We start from the raw sequence: 17,337 nt of genomic DNA, 5'->3' as shown, positions 1-17,337 counted from the left end.
GATCAGCCGGTGGGGCCGCCCATCACCGGAATCACCGCGCCGGAGATGTAGCTGGCGCACGAGGGCGCGGCCAGGAACACGTAGGCGGGTGCCAGTTCTTCGGGCTGCGCGGGGCGGCCCATCGGGTTGTGCTTGCCGAAATCCTTCACCTTTTCGGCGGGTTTGTCGGCCGGGTTCAGTGGCGTCCACACCGGGCCCGGCGCCACCGCGTTCACGCGGATGCCGCGCGACACCAGGTTCGACGCCAGCGCCTTGGTGAACGCGTGGATGCCGCCCTTGGTCATCGAGTAGTCCAGCAACTTGCTGCTGCCGAACAGACCGGTTTCCGAGCCGGTGTTGATGATCGAATCGCCGCTGCCCAGGTGTGGCGAGGCGGCGCGTGCCATGTAGAAATAGCCGTACAGGTTGGTGCGCAGGGTCTGATCCAGATGCTCGTCGGTGACGTCCTCGATGGACTCGGCGTGCTGCTGGAATGCGGCGTTGTTGACCAGGATCGACAGCTTGCCGAACGCCTTCACCGTTTTCTCCACCGCGCTCTTGCAGAAGGTCGGATCCTTCACGTCGCCACGGATCAGCAGACAGCGCTGGCCTTCCGCTTCCACGTAGTCGCGGGTTTCGGCGGCGTCCTCGTCCTCGCACAGATACACCACGGCCACGTCGGCGCCCTCGCGGGCAAACAGCACGGCCACGGCGCGACCGATACCCGAGTCGCCACCGGTGACGATGGCGGTCATGCCGGTCAACTTGCCGCTGCCGGCATACGTGGGTGCGGTGAACTGCGGCCGTGGGTCCAGGTCATGCTCGCTGCCAGGTTTGGACTGGTGCTGCTTCGGCAGCGGATTTTTCGGCTGCTTGCGTTCGCCGGTTTGCGGCGCGCCCTTCTTTGCCGCTTTCGCGGACTTGGCGGGCTTGTCCTGTTCCTTGCGTTCTACGCCGCGCTGAATGTCCCGCGCTTTCTCCGCGGTCTCGTGGGTGCGGGATTTTTGTGCGGCTTTTTTGCTGGTGGCCATGGTGAAACCTGTTCGGTGGCAGGAACCCGGACGCTACCCAGCATCCCGTTGATCCCGGGTGAAAAACTTGACAGCCCGTCCACGAGCCAGTGGCCATAGTCAAGTAGCGAATTCCTCGCTGGAGCACACACCATGGCGCGTCCCATCTGGACCGGAACCCTCTCCTTCGGATTGCTCAACGTGCCCGTCTCGCTGATGTCGGGCGAGCGCAGCGTGGATCTGCATTTCCGCATGCTGGACAACCGCAGCAACACGCCGGTGCGCTACGAGCGCGTCAATGCGGAAACCGGCGAGGAGGTGCCGTGGAAGGAAATCGTCAAGGCCTTCGAGTACGAAAAAGGCAGCTACGTCGTGCTGGATCCGGACGACATCAAGTCGGCCTCGTCCGAGGGGCGCGAGGCGGTGGAAGTGAAAACCTTTGTGGATGCCGGATCGATCGGGCCGGAGTATTTCGAGAAGCCGTACATCCTGGTGCCCGGCAAGAAGGCCGAGAAGGGCTACGTGCTGCTGCGCGAGACACTCAAGCGCACCGGCAAGATCGGCATTGCGCGGGTGGTGATCCGCACCCGCGAATACCTCTCCGCCGTAATGCCGCGCGACAACAGCCTGCTGCTGATGCTGATGCGCTATCCGCAGGAGCTGGTGGATGCCGGCGACTACAAGATCCCCGAGGGCGAGGTATCGGACTACCGCATTTCGTCCAAGGAAATGGACATGGCCGAGCAGCTGATCGATTCGATGAGTGACGCATGGACGCCCGGCGACTATCGCGACGAATTCCGCGAACGCCTGCGCGCGGTGATCGAGAAGCGGCTCAAGTCCAAGGGCGTGGTCACGCCGCCGTCCGAGGACGAGGGCGAGATGCCGGAGAACGCCAGCACCAACGTGGTCGACTTCATGGCGCTGCTGCAGAAAAGCCTCGAAACGAAGCACCGCACCCCGGCAAGGAAAGCCGCCGCGAAGAAAGACAGCGGGGAAAAGCCACCGCGCAAGACGGCCACCAAAAAATCGGCGGGCAAGAAGACCGCCAGCAAGAAGAAGCCGGCAGCCAAGGCGGCGAAGAAAACCACGCGTCGCAAAACGGCCTGAGGACGCAGGGCCGCGCCCTCGTGCGTCAGCCCTCGACCGGCCGAAGGTGGTTGCGCGCATGCGCCTGCCGCTCGCGGCATGGCGCGTGGTCGCATTCGCAAGGCGCACCCGCGCTTGCACCCGGCCTTTCGATTTTCTGGCGGCAATAATCGCTGCAATAGGGATCGTCCACCCGCGTCTGGCAGCCGCACGCGGGATGGGCGCAGCGCTGGTTGATCTCTGCGTCCATGCGGATCAGCCCGCCTCGCCGTGGGCACGCAAGGGGCGCTCGGGAAGATCCGGGTTGTGCGGCTCCACCGGCGGCAGCCCAGGTTCCGGCGGCGTCTGTACCGGTTCGCCCGGCTGGGTGGGGTCGGTGGGTGTCGGCGGTGACGGCGCCGGTGGCACGTACTGCATGTCGCTGCCGCCGAGACCGGTCACACAGCGTGGATCCGTGACGACGATATCCATGTTTGCCTCGCAGATCGGGGGGAGGGTCAACCAATGATCGCAAGCCGGGCCAACGTGCCGGGCCGCGTACTTTCGAATGTGCGCAGGATGCCGCCGCAAAAGTCCCTGTGGCGTGATGAATCGATGGGGAATGTTTTGCTGCGCGCCAGGGGCATAAACGAGGCCTACACGACGCGCTGATTAAATTGCGAGCCTCCCCGATCCCCCGGAGTTCAAAGAAAATGAATGGTGGAATTTCCCCCGGCGCGCACCGCCGAGTCCGTCGCTTGCTGCCGCTTCCACTGGCGTTGCTCGCTACCGCGGCGTTCGCCCAACAGTCGCCTGCGCTCGATCGCGTCAACCTGTCGGTGGGCGGCTACTACACGCACATGGATACGGTCATCGGCGCCAGCGACAAGAGCGGCGACAATTACGGCGCGGTCGATCTGGAAAGCGATCTTGGTTTCGACGCCCACAGGACCACGCCGCGCGTACGACTGGATCTGCTGATCGGCGACCACCAGGGTTTCTCGTTCGATTACTACAACGCGCATCGAACGCGCTCCAAATCAATGACCCACGATTTCTCCTACGGCGGCAACGACTACCTCGCCTCGGCCAGCGTGCGCGGCAAGCTCAACTTCAACTTCGGCAGCGCGGCGTACCGCTGGTGGATCGGCAGCGGCAACGACGTATTCGGCGTGGGCCTGGGTGCGGCCTATTACGGCATCCATGCGGGCATCAGCGGCGAAGCATCGCTGAACGACGAAGTGGTGCAGGCCTCCTCCAGCTCCAACGAGACGGCGTGGGCGCCGATGCTGCAATTGGGTTGGCGCCACGCATTCGACAACAACGTGCGCATGTACGTGGACCTGTCCGGCGTCAAGCGCAACAGCAGCCGTCTGGGCGGCCATATCTACAACGCGTCGGTGGGCGTCGAATGGTACCCCTGGCAACACGTGGGCTTTGGCGCAGAGTACGGCTACAGCAAGATTTCGTTGCATCAGCACCGGGAACGCTTCAACGACAGCCTCGACATGAAGCTGTCGGGGCCGTCGCTGTTTGCACGCTTCCGGTTCTGAAGCAGGAGCGCCCTCATCCGCCTGCGGCACCTTCCCCCGCAAGCGGGGGAAGGGAAACGCTCGGATCGAGCCTCCCGCGCGACGCTCTGCCTTACCCTTCTCCCGCTACGCGGGAGAAGGTGCCGCAGGCGGATGAGGGCGCTTTTTCGCTACCGCCGCAACTCCTGCTCCACATCGTCCGCCATCACGCCCACCTTCTCGACGGCAGCGCGCAGGCGCTCGGGCGTGGTGTTCCATTTGGACGTCCAATATCGCACTTCGTAATCCTCGCCCAGGTTCACGCGCTGGGCATCGGCGGGTGCGCGCAGGTTCTTGTCGTCGCTCATGGCATCGATCCTCCGGAGGCTCACGACAGATGTCGCATGTCCGGGGTGAACGCGTCGTCGATCCATCAGCGCGGGGGGTGGGTATCGTCGGTGGGTTCCGCCTGAGGCTGCGGCTTGACCGGCTCGCCACGGGCGACGGACAGGCCATGGGTGAGTTCGGCACCCATCAGCACGATAATGGCGGCGTAGTACACCCAGGTAAGCAACACCACCAGCGCGCCGGCGGAGCCGTAGGCGCCACCCACGCTGGCGTGCCGGATGTACAGGTCGATCGCCCACTTGCCCGCGATGAACAGCACCGTCGTGAGCAGCGCGCCACGCCACGCGTCGGCCCAGGCGATCCGCGCATCGGGCAGCACGCGGTACATCGCGCCGAACGCGGCGATGAAAACCAGCACCGAGATGATCCGCTCGGCGATCGTCCAGGCCAGTGAATCGGCGGGCACGAAGATGCCGATCGCCGTGCTCACCACGAACGACACGATCATCAGGAACGCCACGCCGATCAGCAGGCTGATCGCCCGTGCCCGTGCCCACAACCAGGCTGTGATGGCCTTTCCCGGTTTCGCCTCGATGTTCCAGATGGCATTGAGCGCACCCTGCAGTTGCGCAAACACCGCCGAGGCGCTGAACAGCGTGATGCCCAGCCCCGCGATGCCGGCGATGTTGCCCAGCGTCGGCGTCGATTCCGCGTTTTGCAGCACCAGCGTGATGGCGCCAGCGGCCTTTTCGCCCAGCATCGTGGCCAGGCCATCGGTGAGCTGTCCCTGCCACTCCGGACGCAGCGCCGCCAGCACCCACAGCAGCAATACGATCAGCGGCGCAAACGACAGCGCCGAATAAAACGCGACGGCGGCGGCGCGGGTCAGCAGCGCGTCGTCGCCCACGCCACTGATGGCCTTGCGCATGGCTACGGCGAATTGCGATACGCGCATGGGCGTCCCTCGATGACGGGTGCGATGGGGATCGCATGGTGCTGGTGAACGCAGCGTTTTACGTTCGCCGCGGCTCAGGGCACGCGCAACGTTTCGCGGCCGCGCACGAATATTTCTCGCTCCGCCTACCTGCCGGTGCCGACACTGCAGGCCCGTACCGAGGAGCACGCACCATGACCCAGGATTCCCGCCACAACCGCGACGATCATCCGCGGCCGGACGACACAGCCAGCCCCGTCGATTCGCCCGCGCAGGCTGCGGATGCGGCCCGGGACGATACCGGCACCGCACCGCAAGGCGACACGCGGCGCGTGGGTGAAAGCGGCGTGGGCGCGCAGCGCGATGAAGCGTCCGAATTCACCACGCCCACGGGCGACGGAAACTATCGGAAGGTGGGCGACCGCGACGTCGGCATCACTGGCGAGGACGAAGCGCAGCAATGACGCGCGGAACGGGGCCGCTGCGGAAAGCCGGCCCCGCCCGGTGATGCGGCCTGAGTGCTCGGGCCGCCGCGCTCAGGCCGCGTGCAGCATCTGCTTCAGGTCGCGCATCTGGTCGTGGCCGCTGCGCACCGAGGTATAGACATCGGTGATCGCCGACAGGGCCGGCGGCGACAGTGCGTTGTCGTTCATCGCTTCGTCGAACTTGTGCTTGATGTGGTCCTCGCCGCGTTCCACCTCGTCCACCACGGCGGTGTTGTCGGCGGTGGTGATGCTGGTGCGCAGGTTCACGAACATGCGATGCGCCGAGGCCAGCACGGTGCCGTCGTCCTCGGGCTCGCCGCCCAGCGAACGCACGCATTGCTGCAGCGTCGAGGCCGCACGGCGGCGTTCGCTGGCGCGTCCCTGGAACAGCGACACGAGCTGCGCGCTCTTGGCGTCCTTGGCCGCCTCGGCATAGCCTTCGGCGCTGTCCAGGGTGGTTTCGACGAGACTGTTCAGTACCTTGATGTCGTGATCGTTGTTCATGGTTCAGTGCTCTCCTTGGGTGCCGGCGTCGGGCGCCGATCGGGTTGTGGCGAGGGGGAGTCGCCGTGCCGTCGGCAGTAGACAAGCCCGCGCGTGACGACGATGGCTAGGCAACGTTCAACCTCTGTCAGCATTGATCGCGCCGCATGCGCTATCCATTGACCTTGCGCTGACGCGACATCCAGCACGATGCGCGCCCCGCCCCACGCGGCGACACCACCGCGGGAGAGGCCAGCCGACATCGCGCCGCCATGGGGCCGTTCCCGGACCTTCATCGAGGTAATCGCCATGCGCGCATTGACCTATCACGGCGCCCGCGACGTCCGCGTCGAAACCGTTCCCGACCCGGCCATCGAACAAGCCGACGACATCATCCTGCGGGTTACCGCCACCGCCATCTGCGGCTCGGACCTGCACCTGTATCGCGGCAAGATTCCCGCGATGAAGGACGGCGACATCCTGGGCCACGAGTTCATGGGCGTGGTGGAGGACGCCGGCCCCGAGGTGACCGCGGTGCAGCGCGGCGATCGCGTGGTGATCCCGTTCGTGATCGCCTGCGGCCAATGCTTCTTCTGCGCGCTGGAGCAATACGCTTGCTGCGAAACCACCAACACGGTGGCCGGCGCCACCTTGCTGGAGCGCTCGCACATCACGCCGCCGGCGGCGCTGTTCGGCTACAGCCATCTCTACGGCGGGGTGCCCGGCGGTCAGAGCGAACTGGTGCGCGTACCCAAGGCCAATGTGGGCCCCTTTGCGGTGCCGGGCAGCCTCGACGACGAGCGCGTATTGTTTCTGTCCGACATTCTGCCCACCGGCTACCAGGCTGCGGAGAATGCCAGGATCAAGCCAGGTTGCAGCGTGGCCATCTTCGGTGCCGGCCCGGTCGGGATGATGACCGCCGCCTGCGCGCGGCTGATGGGCGCCGAAACCATCTACATGATCGACCAGGTGGATTACCGCCTGCGCTTCGCCGCCGATACCTACGGTGTGATACCGGTCAATTTCGACCAGGACGACGACTTCATCACCACCATCATGGAGGCCACCCAGGGCCGCGGCGTGGATGCCAGCATCGACGCCATCGGTTTCGAGGCCAAGGGCAGCGCGGTGGAAACCACGCTCACCGCGATCAAGGCCGAAACCAGCAGCGGCCACGCGCTGCGCCAGTGCATCGCGGTAACGCGGCGCGGCGGCGTGGTCAGCATCCCCGGGGTTTACGCCGGCTTCGTGCACGCGTTCATGATCGGCGACGCGTTCGACAAGGGGCTCAGCTTCGCGATGGGCCAGACCCATGTGCAGAAGTACCTGCCGCGCCTGCTGCAATACATCGAGGACGGCGAACTGCAGCCGGACGTGATCATCAGCCACCGCATGAAGCTGGCCGACGCCGCCCGCGGCTACGAGATGTTCGAGGAGAAGGAGGACGACTGCCGCAAGATCGTGCTGACGCCCTGAATGCTCAGCCGGACGCCATCAGCGCCGTCGATGGCCGCGTATCCAGGCGCAACGATTCGGACAGGTAACCGATGGCGTTTCGATTGCGCTCGTCCGTGATGCTGGCCATGCAGTCGCGCGGCACCATCACCTTGTGCTGGCGGATGTGCGCGTCGCTGGCGGTGCTGAGCACGCAGCCGTCGCCCGCGATGCCGACCACCACCAGGCAGGTGGCCTCGATCTCCTCCAGCAGGGTTTCCATCGGCGTGCCATAGAACGCGGAATGGCGCGGCTTCAGCACGAAGTAATCGTCCGCCACCGGCCTGACGGCGCGGCAGACCGCGCCGCCGCGCGCGTCGCTGGCGCAGCAGTGCTCCACCACCTGGCGGAAATCCGATCGCCACTGGCCGAAGTTGTCGTTGCAGAACACCACCGGGCAACCCATCGCCGTCATGGCCTTGCGCAGCGCCTGGATCGCGGGCACCACCTTGCGCGTGTGGCCGAGCAAGGCCTCGCCGCCCTCGAAATCGAAGTCGTTGATCATGTCCACGATCAGCAGGGCGGTGTGCTTGTCGATCTTCAGGGGCTCGGGAGACGCGGGCATCGTCACGTCCACAGCAAGGGGAACGCTACGCTGAACCGCGGCTCATGAAAGCGCCGCGAACGCGTGGCATGACTTTCCGCAACACGCATTTTTTGACGTGGCATTGATGCGCCATGGGCAAGTCTGGCCGTCCTCCCAATGCATCCATCCGACAAGGATGTCGGCGAGCTTCGCCGACCGTTTCCCCGGGGATTTCCAGCATGGCCGGCCCATCGGCCTGACCCTCGTCGGCATCGCTTGCGCCCACCCGCGACACCCGATGGCAACACGCATCCGGCATCCGTGGACGAACAGGCAGCGATGTGCTTCGAGGCCCACCCGCCACAGGAGAGCTCCATGTTTGCCCACAACAAGCGACTGCAATATTCCGTCCGCGTTTCCGAGTGCAACCCCGGACTCGCCAACCTGATGCTGGAACAGTTCGGCGGCCCGCAAGGCGAACTGGCCGCCGCGATGCGCTACTTCACCCAGGCCCTGGGCGAGGACGACGCTGGCCGCAAGGACATGCTGCTGGACATCGCCACCGAGGAGCTGAGCCACCTGGAAATCATCGGCACCATCGTGGCCATGCTGAACAAGGGCGCCAAGGGAAAGCTGGCCGAGGCGGTCGAGGAAGAGGCGGCGCTGTTCCGCTCGCTGCAGGGCGCGGGCAACGACTCGCACGTCACCCAGGTGCTGTACGGCGGTGGCCCGGCGCTCACCAACTCCGGCGGCCAGCTGTGGACCGCGGGCTACATCGACAGCCTCGGCGAGCCCACCTGCGACCTGCGCTCCAACATCGCCGCCGAGGCTCGCGCCAAGATCGTCTATGAGCGCCTGATTAACGTCACCGCCGATCCGGGCGTGAAGGAGGCGCTGGGTTTCCTGATGACGCGCGAGATGTCGCACCAGAAATCGTTCGAGAAGGCGTTGTACGCGATCGAGCCGAACTTCCCGCCGGGCAAATTGCCCGGCATGCCGCAGTTCGCCAATACCTATGTGAATACTTCGCAGGGGGAGGGCGACATGCGCGGTTCGTGGAACAGCGACGAGAATTTCGATTACCTCAGCGATCGCGAGAAGTTCCTGGCGATGGATGGCGGCAGCGGCTTGCCCGAGGTCACGCTGACGAAGGACGAGCAGGCCGTGCTCAACCAGATGGCCCGGCGTACCCAGTCCGACCCCAACCTCGACCCGGTCACTGGCGTCGACCTGGGGTCCGGGAAAAACGGCAAGAAGGGCGGCAAAAAGACCCGCTCGAAGTAGTGGGCCGGGCAAGGCCGGGGCATGCTTGCATACCGGCCTTGCCGTGTCGGCGGCGCACTCAACCCAACGCCGTATCCAGCATCATCATCATCACGAAGCCCACCATCAGGCCGCCGGTGGCGAAGTTCTCGTGCCCCTGGCGGTGTGACTCGGGGATGATTTCGTGGCTCACCACGAACAGCATCGCGCCCGCGGCGAAGCCCAGGCCTACCGGCAGCAGCAGCGGGAAATCGACCACCACGCCGGCGCCTATCAGCGCACCTACCGGTTCGATCAAGCCCGACGCCATGCCCACCATCACCGAATAACCGCGCGCATAACCGGCGGCCATCAAGGCCACCGCCACCACCAGGCCCTCGGGAATGTCCTGGATCGCGATGCCGGTGGCCAGCGCCAGGCCGTGCGCGGTGTCGGTGCCGGCAAAGCCCACGCCGATGGCCAGGCCCTCGGGCAGGTTGTGCAGGCAGATGGCGAACACGAACAGCCACGCGCGCTTGATCCGCTGCGACGACAGCCCCTCCGGCCCCTTGATGAAATGTTCGTGCGGCACGATCCGGTCCAGCAACAGCAGCAACGACGCACCGACCAGGATGGACACCGCCACGATGCCGCCCGCATGCCATGGCCCGGCGCCGTGGCTTTGCGCCGCGTGGATGCCGGGCAGGGCCAGCGAAAACGCGCTGGCCGCCAGCATCACGCCGGCACCGAAACCGAACATCGTGTCCTGCGTGCGCTGCGCGATGGTGCGCGCGAACAGCGCCGGCAGGGTGCCCACGGCAGTGGCAGCCGCCGCCACGCAGCCGCCGAGAAAGGCCGCCAGCAGCGGTGAGATGAATGGATTCACGCGCGGTCAGCGTGCGCCGGTGGCGCCGGCAGGAACAATCGGTAAAGCATGCGGATTCCCCTATGAAACGTTGGAACGCGTACAAGCATGATCCACGCCGAATCGCTGGAATGTGAACGTCGGATACCACCAGGCGACGGCTTGCCGTGATCGAGTAGGCCTGTTCTCCGCAGGCCGGGGCACGACGCCATGGCGATTGACGCTGTCTTGATCCGACGTAAGGGAATCTCGTGCTCTCCACCCAACTCCCCAGGGACACCTTTATGGATGCCATCAAACTGCTCACCCAGGATCATCAGGCCGTTCGCGCACTGCTGGGCGAACTGGCCGAGACCACGCCACGCGCGGTGAAGAAGCGCGCCGAGCTTCTGTCGCAGATCGCCACGCAGCTGAAGGCGCACACCACCATCGAGGAAGAGATTTTCTATCCCGCGTTCAAGGCGGCCGGGGAAAAGTCCGACGATGCCAAGATGTACTTCGAGGCGATGGAGGAGCACCGCGCCGCCGGTGATCTGGTGTTGCCCGATCTGCAAGGTACGGCTCCGGACAGCGAGAAATTCTCCGGCCGCGCCAAGGTGCTCAAGGAACTGGTCGAACACCATGCCGACGAGGAAGAGAAGGAGATGTTCAAGCGCGCGAAGAAGCTGATGAGCGCAGCGGAACTGAAAGCCCTGGGTGAGCAGATGGAAACGCGCAAGGCCGAGTTGCTGAAGCAGTTCAAGAGCGAAGCGAAAGCGGCGGCATAGACGGCCAAAAGAGGGTGCCTCCCGGGGGGGTCGGTCCTGAATGTCGGGCTGCGGCAAGCGGAGCAAGTCATGAATGCACAACGCGTCCCATCAAACCACATGCAAGGCGCGCGATCGTGACGCCGCTGGATCGGCCGCTGAAGCGGTCCCTGGCCGTTGGTGACGAGACATATACGCTCACCATCGACCCGCAGGGGTTGAAGCTGGTGGAAAAGGGCCGCCGCAAAGGACTGGAGCTGTACTGGTCCGACCTGCTGAATGGCGATGCCGCGCTGGCGGCGGCGCTCAACGCCGCCGTGGCCGGATCGCCTTCGCCCTGATCCCCGGACGAGGCCGGCAAGGCGCGGGTTATCATCCAGCCATCGTGATTTCGGAGACCAGCCGTGACGGGGAAACAGGCATCAGCGCGGGATTACACCGGCCCGCAACCGCCGTCACGTTGCGAACTGGGCCACTCGTTGCTGGAGGCAATGCCGGGCGCGGCCTTCGTCTGCGACCTTGCCGGCTCCGTCATTGATTGCAATGCGCATGCACGCGCGTTGTGGGGCGATGCCATGCGCGATGGCGCCGCGGGGGAGGGCTTCTTTCCACCGCAGTCGACCGGAGCACCGCCGGATGCGCCATCCGCCGAGAGCCCGATGGCACGCGTGCGACGCCAGCAACAGCCGCTGCGTGATTTCGAAACCCTGGTTCAACCCGCGGATGGCCCACCGCACCGCGCCATCGCGAGCGTGATTCCCCTGGTCAACGACGATGGCGCGCTGTGGGGCGTGGTCAACAGTTTCCAGGTGGCGGACGTCGAAGCCACGGTCGAAAGCGGCGTGATTCCCCACGCCGATCAGGTGGATGGCCATAGCCATGATTTCAGCGACGCCGCGCGCCAGCGCGACCAGCTGTGGCGCAGCGTGCTGCAAGCGTTGCCCGTGGCGATCTACATGACCGACGCCGAGGGCCGGGTCACGTTCTTCAATGATGCCGCCGTCCACTTCGTGGGGCGCACGCCGAAGCTGGGCGAGCCATGGTCGATCAGCTGGAAACTGTTCCACCTCGATGGCCGGCCGATGCCGCACAGCGAAGGCCCGATGGCCACGGCCTTGCGCGAGGCGAGGCCGCTGCACGGCGCAGAGGCGATCACCGAACAACCCGGCGGCCTGCGCCTGGCATTCAAGGCTTACCCCACGCCGTTGTTCGACGACGCCGGCCAGCTGGTCGGCGCGGTCAACCTGATGGTGGACATCACCGAGCATCGCAAGATCGAGCAGGCACTGCAGGATCTGAACAGCACGCTGGAAAAGCGCGTGGTCCACCGCACCAACACGGTGGAAAAGATGTTCATGAAACTGCACCGCAGCGAAAGCCATTTCGAGCTGCTGGTGAAGAATGTCACCGATTACGCCGTCTACATGCTCGACCCCGACGGCCACATCATCAGCTGGAACGAAGGCGCCGAGCGCGTGAAGGGGTATGCCGCGGCGGAGATCATGGGCCGGCATTTCTCGACCTTCTACACGCCGGAAGATCGTGACGAGGGCATCCCGGAGGCCGCGCTTGCGGCAGCCCGGCGCAACGGCAGTTTCGGCGTCGAGGGCTGGCGCGTGCGCAAGGATGGCAGCCGCTTCTGGGCCAGCGTGGTGATCCACACCACCATCGACGAAGGCCGATTGGTGGGCTTCGTGAAGATCACCCGCGACATCACCGAACGGCGCGAGCACGAACTGGCCCTGATCGAAAGCGAGCAGCAGGCGCGCGGCGTGATCGACACTGCGCTGGACGGCTTTGCGCAACTGGACGAGGCTGGCCGCATCACCGAGTGGAACCCGCGCGCCGAAAGCCTGTTCGGCTGGGATCGGCTGGACGTGCTGGGCCGCGACTTCGTCGAGCTGGCCATCGCGGCCAAGGATCGCGAACGCTTCCTGCAGGCACTGCCCACGGTGACCGGCACCACGCTGCAGCACGGTGCCGACGACCAGTTCGAGGCCGTGCACCGTGACGGCAGGACCTTCACCGTGGAGTTCCGCATCAGTGCGCTGCGGCTCAGCAGCGGTGACTGGTTCAACATCTTCATTCGCGATCTCAGCGAGAAGATCCTGGTCGAGTCGCAACTGCGGCAGGCGCAGAAGATGGACGCCATCGGCCAGCTCACCAGCGGCATCGCCCACGACTTCAACAACCTGCTGCAAGGCATCATCGGCGCGCTGGAGCTGGTCGAGATGCGCGTGCGCGACAACGACGACGAGCGCCTCGGTCGCTTCATCAACGGCGCGCTGACCTCGGCCAACCGGGCCGCCGCGCTGACCCACCGCATGCTGGCCTTCTCGCGGCGGCAGCCGCTGGACCCGCGGCGCGTGCAGGCCAACCCGCTGATCGCCTCGATGGAGGAGTTCCTGCGCCGCACGATGGGCGAGCACATCCGCATCGAACTGGACCTGACCACCGACCTGTGGGCCACGCTGTGCGACCCCAACCAGCTGGAGAACGCGCTGCTCAACCTCGCCATCAACGCGCGCGACGCCATGCCCGACGGCGGCTTGCTCACCGTGCGCACACGCAACGTCGAGGTCGATCAACTGCGCGCCCGCACCTGGCAGGTCGGTGACCGCGGCCAGTACGTGGGCATCGAGGTGTCCGACACCGGCACCGGCATGCCGGCGGACGTGGCCGGGCGCGCGTTCGATCCGTTCTTCACCACCAAGCCGAGCGGCAAGGGCACCGGGCTGGGCTTGTCGATGGTCTATGGTTTCGCGCGTCAGTCCAACGGCCACTGCGAGCTGGACAGTCATATCGACCAGGGCACGCGCATCACCCTCTACCTGCCGCGCACGAGCGACGACGAGACCACCACGTCAGCGCCGGCAGCGGACGCGACGCATCCGGAAGGCAGTGGCGAGGTGGTGCTGGTGGTGGAGGACGAGGAGATGGTTCGCCTGCTGGTGGTCGAGGTACTGCACCAGCTCGGCTACCAGGCGCTCGAAGCCGTCGATGCGGAAGCAGCCATGCGGATCATCGACTCCAGCCAGCCGATCGACCTGCTGGTGTCGGATATCGGCTTGCCGGGCATGAACGGTCGCGCGATGGCGGGGGCGGCGCGCCAGCGGCGGCCCGGCCTCAAAGTCCTTTTGATGACCGGCTACGCCTCAGAGGCCGCAGTGCCCGACGGCTTCCTGGAGCCGGGCATGCAACTGATCACCAAGCCGTTCACCGTCGAACTGCTTGCGCGCCGGATCGGCGACATGATCGGCGGCGGCGTGCAGGCAGGTGCGGCGGAAAAGGTTTGAAGACGCGGAGCGCGGGGAGGGAAAACGGCGACCGGGCAGACACCAGCTTCCGCGTTCCCTCCACCGTTCGGGCTGAGCGTAGCCGCGTAGCGGCGAAGTCGAAGCCTCCCCGCGATCCCGCCCTTCGACTCCACCGCTGCGCGGCTACGCTCAGGGTGACCGGTTTGAGGGAATCCCGATTCCCCATTCCCGATTCCCCATTCCCCGCCTTCCAGAAACTTCACCCCCGCATGACTTCCGCGGCGCGAAGGTAGCTGCCTGTTTTTTGCCGCTCCCCTCGCGTCCGTTCGCGACGCAGGCCGACGGCCACCGGACTTCCCGGGATCCACGTGCCAGCCGATCCCAACCTCTTCATTGCACATCCGCGAGGACCCTGCCATGAGCGAAACCGTCGGCGATTTCATCCTGCAACGCCTTACCGACTGGGGCATCAAGCGCGTGTTCGGCTTTCCAGGCGACGGCATCAACGGCCTGATGGGCGCGATGGGCCGGGCCGCCGACCGCTTCGAATACGTGCGTGTACGGCACGAGGAAATGGCCGCGTTCATGGCCGGTGGCCATGCGAAATTCACCGGCGAGGTGGGCGTGTGTTTTGCCACTTCCGGCCCCGGTGCCATCCACCTGCTCAACGGGCTCTACGACGCGCAAATGGATCACATGCCGGTGGTGGCGATCGTGGGGCAGGCCACGCGCTCGTCACTGGGCAGCGATTTCCAGCAGGAGGTGGATCTGCAGACCTTGTTCAAGGACGTCTGCGGCTATGTGGAAACCGTGGTGTCGCCCGTGCAGGTGCGTCACGTGATCGACCGCGCCGTGCGCATCGCGGCGGCCGAGCGCACCGTCACCTGCGTGATCCTGCCGAACGATCTGCAGGAGCTGCCCGCGGTGGAAAGCCCGCCGCGCAAGCATGGCGACGTCTACTCCGGCATCGGCTATGCCAACGCCCATCCGGTGCCCAGCGATGCCGACATCCAGGCAGCCGCCGACGTGCTCAATGCGGGACGCAAGGTGGCGATCCTGGCCGGCGCGGGTGCGCTGGGCGCGGGCGATGAGGTGGCCGCGGTGGCCGAACGGCTGGGCGCGGGCGTGGCCAAGGCGCTGCTGGGCAAGGCGGTGCCGCCCGACGATCTGCCGTACGTCACCGGTTCCATCGGCCTGCTGGGCACCAAGGCCAGCTGGCAGATGATGAACGACTGCGACACGCTGCTGATGATCGGCACCACCTTTCCGTACTCCGAATTCCTGCCCGAGGATGGCCAGGCACGCGCGGTGCAGATCGACATCGCGCCGCGCAACGTATCCATGCGCTACGCCACCGAGGTCAACCTGATCGGCGACAGCGGCGAAGTGTTGCGCCGTTTGCTGCCGCTGCTGAAGTCTAAACCCGATCCGGGCTGGCGCGAGCGGATCGAGTTGAATGTGCGCAAGTCGTGGCGTGCGCTGGAAGCCAAGGCGATGGAGCCGGCCAATCCGATCAACCCGCAGCGCATCTTCTGGGAGCTGTCGCCGCGGCTGCCCGACAACGTCATCATCTGCGGCGACTGCGGCTCGCACACCAATTGGTACGCCCGCGACGTGAAGCTGCGCCGCGGCATGATGGCGTCGCTGTCGGGCAAGCTGGCCACCATGGGCAGCGGCATGCCGTACGCAATCGCCGCCAAATTCGCCTATCCCGATCGTCCGGTGCTGGCGATCGTGGGCGACGGCGCCATGCAGATGAACGGCAACGCCGAGCTGATCACCGTCAAGGAATACTGGAAGCGCTGGGGCAATCCCTGCTTCGTGGTGATGGTGCTGCACAACAACGATCTGAACCAGGTGACCTGGGAGCAACGCGCGCTGGCCGGCGATCCGAAGTTCTCGGCCGCCCAGGATGTGGAGGAATTTCCGTACGCACGCTACGGCGAGATGCTGGGGTTCAAGGGCATCCGCGTGGACAAGCCGGAGGACATCGCCGATGCGTGGGAGCAGGCGTTCAGTGCCGATCGACCGGTGGTGCTGGAGTTCATCAGCGACCCCGACGTGCCACCGCTGCCGCCACACATCAGCTTCCAGCAGGCGCGCGCGTATATGACGGCGCTGACCAAGAATGACCCGGATGAGCTCGGCATCATCAAGCAGAGCCTGCGGCAGGTATTGGCCGGCATCCTGCCGCATGGCGACAAGGACGACAGCGACAAGGCCGGATCGTGACCGCGACCCCGCCCATCGCGGCGGGGCGCCGGATCGCCAGCGTCGAGGCCAGCGCCTATCGCATCCCCACCGACGCGCCGGAAGCGGACGGCACCATCGCCTGGGACGCCACCACCCTGGTGCTGGCGCAGGTGAGCGCGGGCGGCCAGGCCGGGCTGGGTTACACCTACGCTCACCCCGCTGCGGCGGCGTTGATCGCCGACCCGCTGCGCGGTTGCCTGCTGGGCGCCGATGCGGATGATATCCCCGCCGCGTGGGCCGCAATGAACCGCGCCTTGCGCAACATCGGCCGCCCCGGCGTCGGCCTGATGGCGATTGCCGCCGTCGACCACGCCTTGTGGGACCTGAAGGCGCGGCTGCATGAAACCTCCGTGCTGCGCCTGCTGGGCGCGGCGCGCGACGCGGTGCCCGTGTATGGCAGCGGCGGCTTCACCTCCTACACGACCGAACGGTTGCAGCAACAACTCGCCGGCTGGGCGAAAGAGGGCATCACGCGCGTCAAGATGAAAGTCGGCAGCCAGCCGCAAGACGATCCGGCGCGCGTGCACGTCGCACGCGAAGCCATCGGGCCCGAAGTGGATCTGATGGTGGATGCCAATGGTGCATACACGCGCCAGCAAGCCTTGGCGTTGGCCGATGCCTACGCGCGGGAGCAAGTGTGCTGGTTCGCGGAGCCGGTGTCGTCCGACGATCTGGAAGGGCTGCGGCTGTTGCGCGATCAAGCGCCGCATGGCATGGCGATCGCAGCCGGCGAATATGGGTGGGACACGTGGCACTTCCGCCGCATGCTCGCCGCCGGCGCCGTCGATGTACTGCAGATCGACAGCACCCGATGCGGCGGTTTCAGCGGTTTCCTGCAGGCCGCATCGCTGGCGCGGGGCTTTGGCGTACCGGTCTCCGCGCACTGCGCGCCGACCCTGCACGCCCACGTATGCAGCGCACTCGACAACGTCCTGCACCTGGAATACTTCCACGACCACAGCCGCATCGAGGCGATGTTCTTCGATGGCCTGCCCACACTGCGCGAAGGCGCGCTGCGGGTCGATGCGGATCGTCCCGGCCTGGGCCTGGTACTGAAGCAGGCCGACGTGCAGCGTTATCGCGTGGCAAGCGATCAGGGGGCCGGTCATGTCCACTGATCCGCGGCCGAGCGCCAG

17 protein-coding genes are annotated in these 17,337 nt (G+C 65.9%); 10 read left to right on the top strand and 7 right to left on the bottom strand.

Annotated elements, in window-relative coordinates; all coding sequences use genetic code 11:
* Positions 1-2: 2 nt before the first annotated feature.
* A complete protein-coding gene (locus UU9_RS06545) occupies positions 3-1,010 on the bottom strand; it encodes an SDR family oxidoreductase (protein WP_007080945.1) in 1,008 nt (335 codons plus the stop codon).
* Between the two features lie 132 nt (positions 1,011-1,142).
* On the opposite strand from UU9_RS06545, the gene ku reads away from it, so the two are divergent.
* A complete protein-coding gene (gene ku / locus UU9_RS06540) occupies positions 1,143-2,099 on the top strand; it encodes a non-homologous end joining protein Ku (RefSeq protein WP_007080944.1) in 957 nt (318 codons plus the stop codon).
* A 234-nt stretch (positions 2,100-2,333) separates the two neighbouring features.
* Here ku and UU9_RS06530 read toward each other — a convergent pair whose 3' ends face one another.
* Positions 2,334-2,549, bottom strand: a complete 216-nt coding sequence (locus UU9_RS06530) for a hypothetical protein (protein WP_007080943.1) — start codon at positions 2,547-2,549, stop codon at positions 2,334-2,336.
* A gap of 266 nt (positions 2,550-2,815) precedes the next feature.
* On the opposite strand from UU9_RS06530, the gene UU9_RS06525 reads away from it, so the two are divergent.
* Positions 2,816-3,610, top strand: coding sequence for an autotransporter outer membrane beta-barrel domain-containing protein (locus tag UU9_RS06525; protein ID WP_007080942.1), 795 nt, complete (start codon positions 2,816-2,818; stop codon positions 3,608-3,610).
* A gap of 149 nt (positions 3,611-3,759) precedes the next feature.
* Here the strand turns inward: UU9_RS06525 and UU9_RS17490 are convergent, their stop codons facing one another.
* Entirely contained in the window at positions 3,760-3,936 is a 177-nt protein-coding gene (locus UU9_RS17490) for a DUF3606 domain-containing protein (protein ID WP_007080941.1), read from the bottom strand.
* A 65-nt stretch (positions 3,937-4,001) separates the two neighbouring features.
* Positions 4,002-4,871 (bottom strand): YihY/virulence factor BrkB family protein, encoded by an 870-nt coding sequence (locus UU9_RS06520; protein ID WP_007080940.1) that lies wholly within the window; start codon positions 4,869-4,871, stop codon positions 4,002-4,004.
* Between the two features lie 173 nt (positions 4,872-5,044).
* On the opposite strand from UU9_RS06520, the gene UU9_RS06515 reads away from it, so the two are divergent.
* Positions 5,045-5,314: a hypothetical protein gene (locus UU9_RS06515; RefSeq protein WP_007080939.1), complete on the top strand. Its 270-nt coding sequence runs from the start codon at positions 5,045-5,047 to the stop codon at positions 5,312-5,314.
* A 72-nt stretch (positions 5,315-5,386) separates the two neighbouring features.
* On the opposite strand, the gene UU9_RS06510 is transcribed toward UU9_RS06515, so the two are convergent.
* Positions 5,387-5,839: a PA2169 family four-helix-bundle protein gene (locus tag UU9_RS06510; RefSeq protein WP_007080938.1), complete on the bottom strand. Its 453-nt coding sequence runs from the start codon at positions 5,837-5,839 to the stop codon at positions 5,387-5,389.
* 288 nt (positions 5,840-6,127) lie between these two features.
* Here UU9_RS06510 and UU9_RS06505 point away from each other — a divergent pair, with 288 nt between their 5' ends.
* Complete coding sequence (locus tag UU9_RS06505) at positions 6,128-7,294, top strand: zinc-dependent alcohol dehydrogenase (RefSeq protein ID WP_007080937.1); 1,167 nt, start codon at positions 6,128-6,130, stop codon at positions 7,292-7,294.
* A 4-nt stretch (positions 7,295-7,298) separates the two neighbouring features.
* On the opposite strand, the gene UU9_RS06500 is transcribed toward UU9_RS06505, so the two are convergent.
* A complete protein-coding gene (locus tag UU9_RS06500; protein ID WP_007080936.1) occupies positions 7,299-7,877 on the bottom strand; it encodes a cysteine hydrolase family protein in 579 nt (192 codons plus the stop codon).
* Between the two features lie 336 nt (positions 7,878-8,213).
* On the opposite strand from UU9_RS06500, the gene UU9_RS06495 reads away from it, so the two are divergent.
* Entirely contained in the window at positions 8,214-9,122 is a 909-nt protein-coding gene (locus UU9_RS06495) for a manganese catalase family protein (protein WP_007080935.1), read from the top strand.
* Between the two features lie 58 nt (positions 9,123-9,180).
* Here UU9_RS06495 and UU9_RS06490 read toward each other — a convergent pair whose 3' ends face one another.
* A complete protein-coding gene (locus tag UU9_RS06490) occupies positions 9,181-9,966 on the bottom strand; it encodes a ZIP family metal transporter (protein ID WP_007080934.1) in 786 nt (261 codons plus the stop codon).
* Positions 9,967-10,229: 263 nt separating this feature from the next.
* Here UU9_RS06490 and UU9_RS06485 point away from each other — a divergent pair, with 263 nt between their 5' ends.
* The 5 genes from UU9_RS06485 to UU9_RS06465 all read left to right on the top strand — a co-directional run bounded on the left by UU9_RS06485 (position 10,230) and on the right by UU9_RS06465 (position 17,319).
* On the top strand, positions 10,230-10,712 hold the full coding sequence (locus UU9_RS06485) for a PA2171 family ribosome-binding persister protein (RefSeq protein WP_007080933.1): 483 nt from the start codon (positions 10,230-10,232) through the stop codon (positions 10,710-10,712).
* A gap of 116 nt (positions 10,713-10,828) precedes the next feature.
* Positions 10,829-11,032, top strand: a complete 204-nt coding sequence (locus UU9_RS06480; protein WP_007080932.1) for a hypothetical protein — start codon at positions 10,829-10,831, stop codon at positions 11,030-11,032.
* Between the two features lie 63 nt (positions 11,033-11,095).
* On the top strand, positions 11,096-13,987 hold the full coding sequence (locus UU9_RS06475; protein ID WP_237710234.1) for a PAS domain S-box protein: 2,892 nt from the start codon (positions 11,096-11,098) through the stop codon (positions 13,985-13,987).
* A 378-nt stretch (positions 13,988-14,365) separates the two neighbouring features.
* On the top strand, positions 14,366-16,180 hold the full coding sequence (locus tag UU9_RS06470; protein WP_007080930.1) for a thiamine pyrophosphate-requiring protein: 1,815 nt from the start codon (positions 14,366-14,368) through the stop codon (positions 16,178-16,180).
* Positions 16,177-17,319: an enolase C-terminal domain-like protein gene (locus tag UU9_RS06465; RefSeq protein WP_007080929.1), complete on the top strand. Its 1,143-nt coding sequence runs from the start codon at positions 16,177-16,179 to the stop codon at positions 17,317-17,319. Before UU9_RS06470 ends, UU9_RS06465 begins: the two co-directional genes overlap by 4 nt.
* The last annotated feature ends 18 nt before the right edge of the window (positions 17,320-17,337 follow it).

The sequence above is a fragment of the Rhodanobacter fulvus Jip2 genome (genome assembly GCF_000264315.1).
Taxonomy (GTDB): Bacteria; Pseudomonadota; Gammaproteobacteria; order Xanthomonadales; family Rhodanobacteraceae; genus Rhodanobacter; species Rhodanobacter fulvus.
The sequence above is the reverse complement of the archived record's forward strand: the minus strand, read 5'-3'. Positions and strand labels throughout refer to the sequence as shown.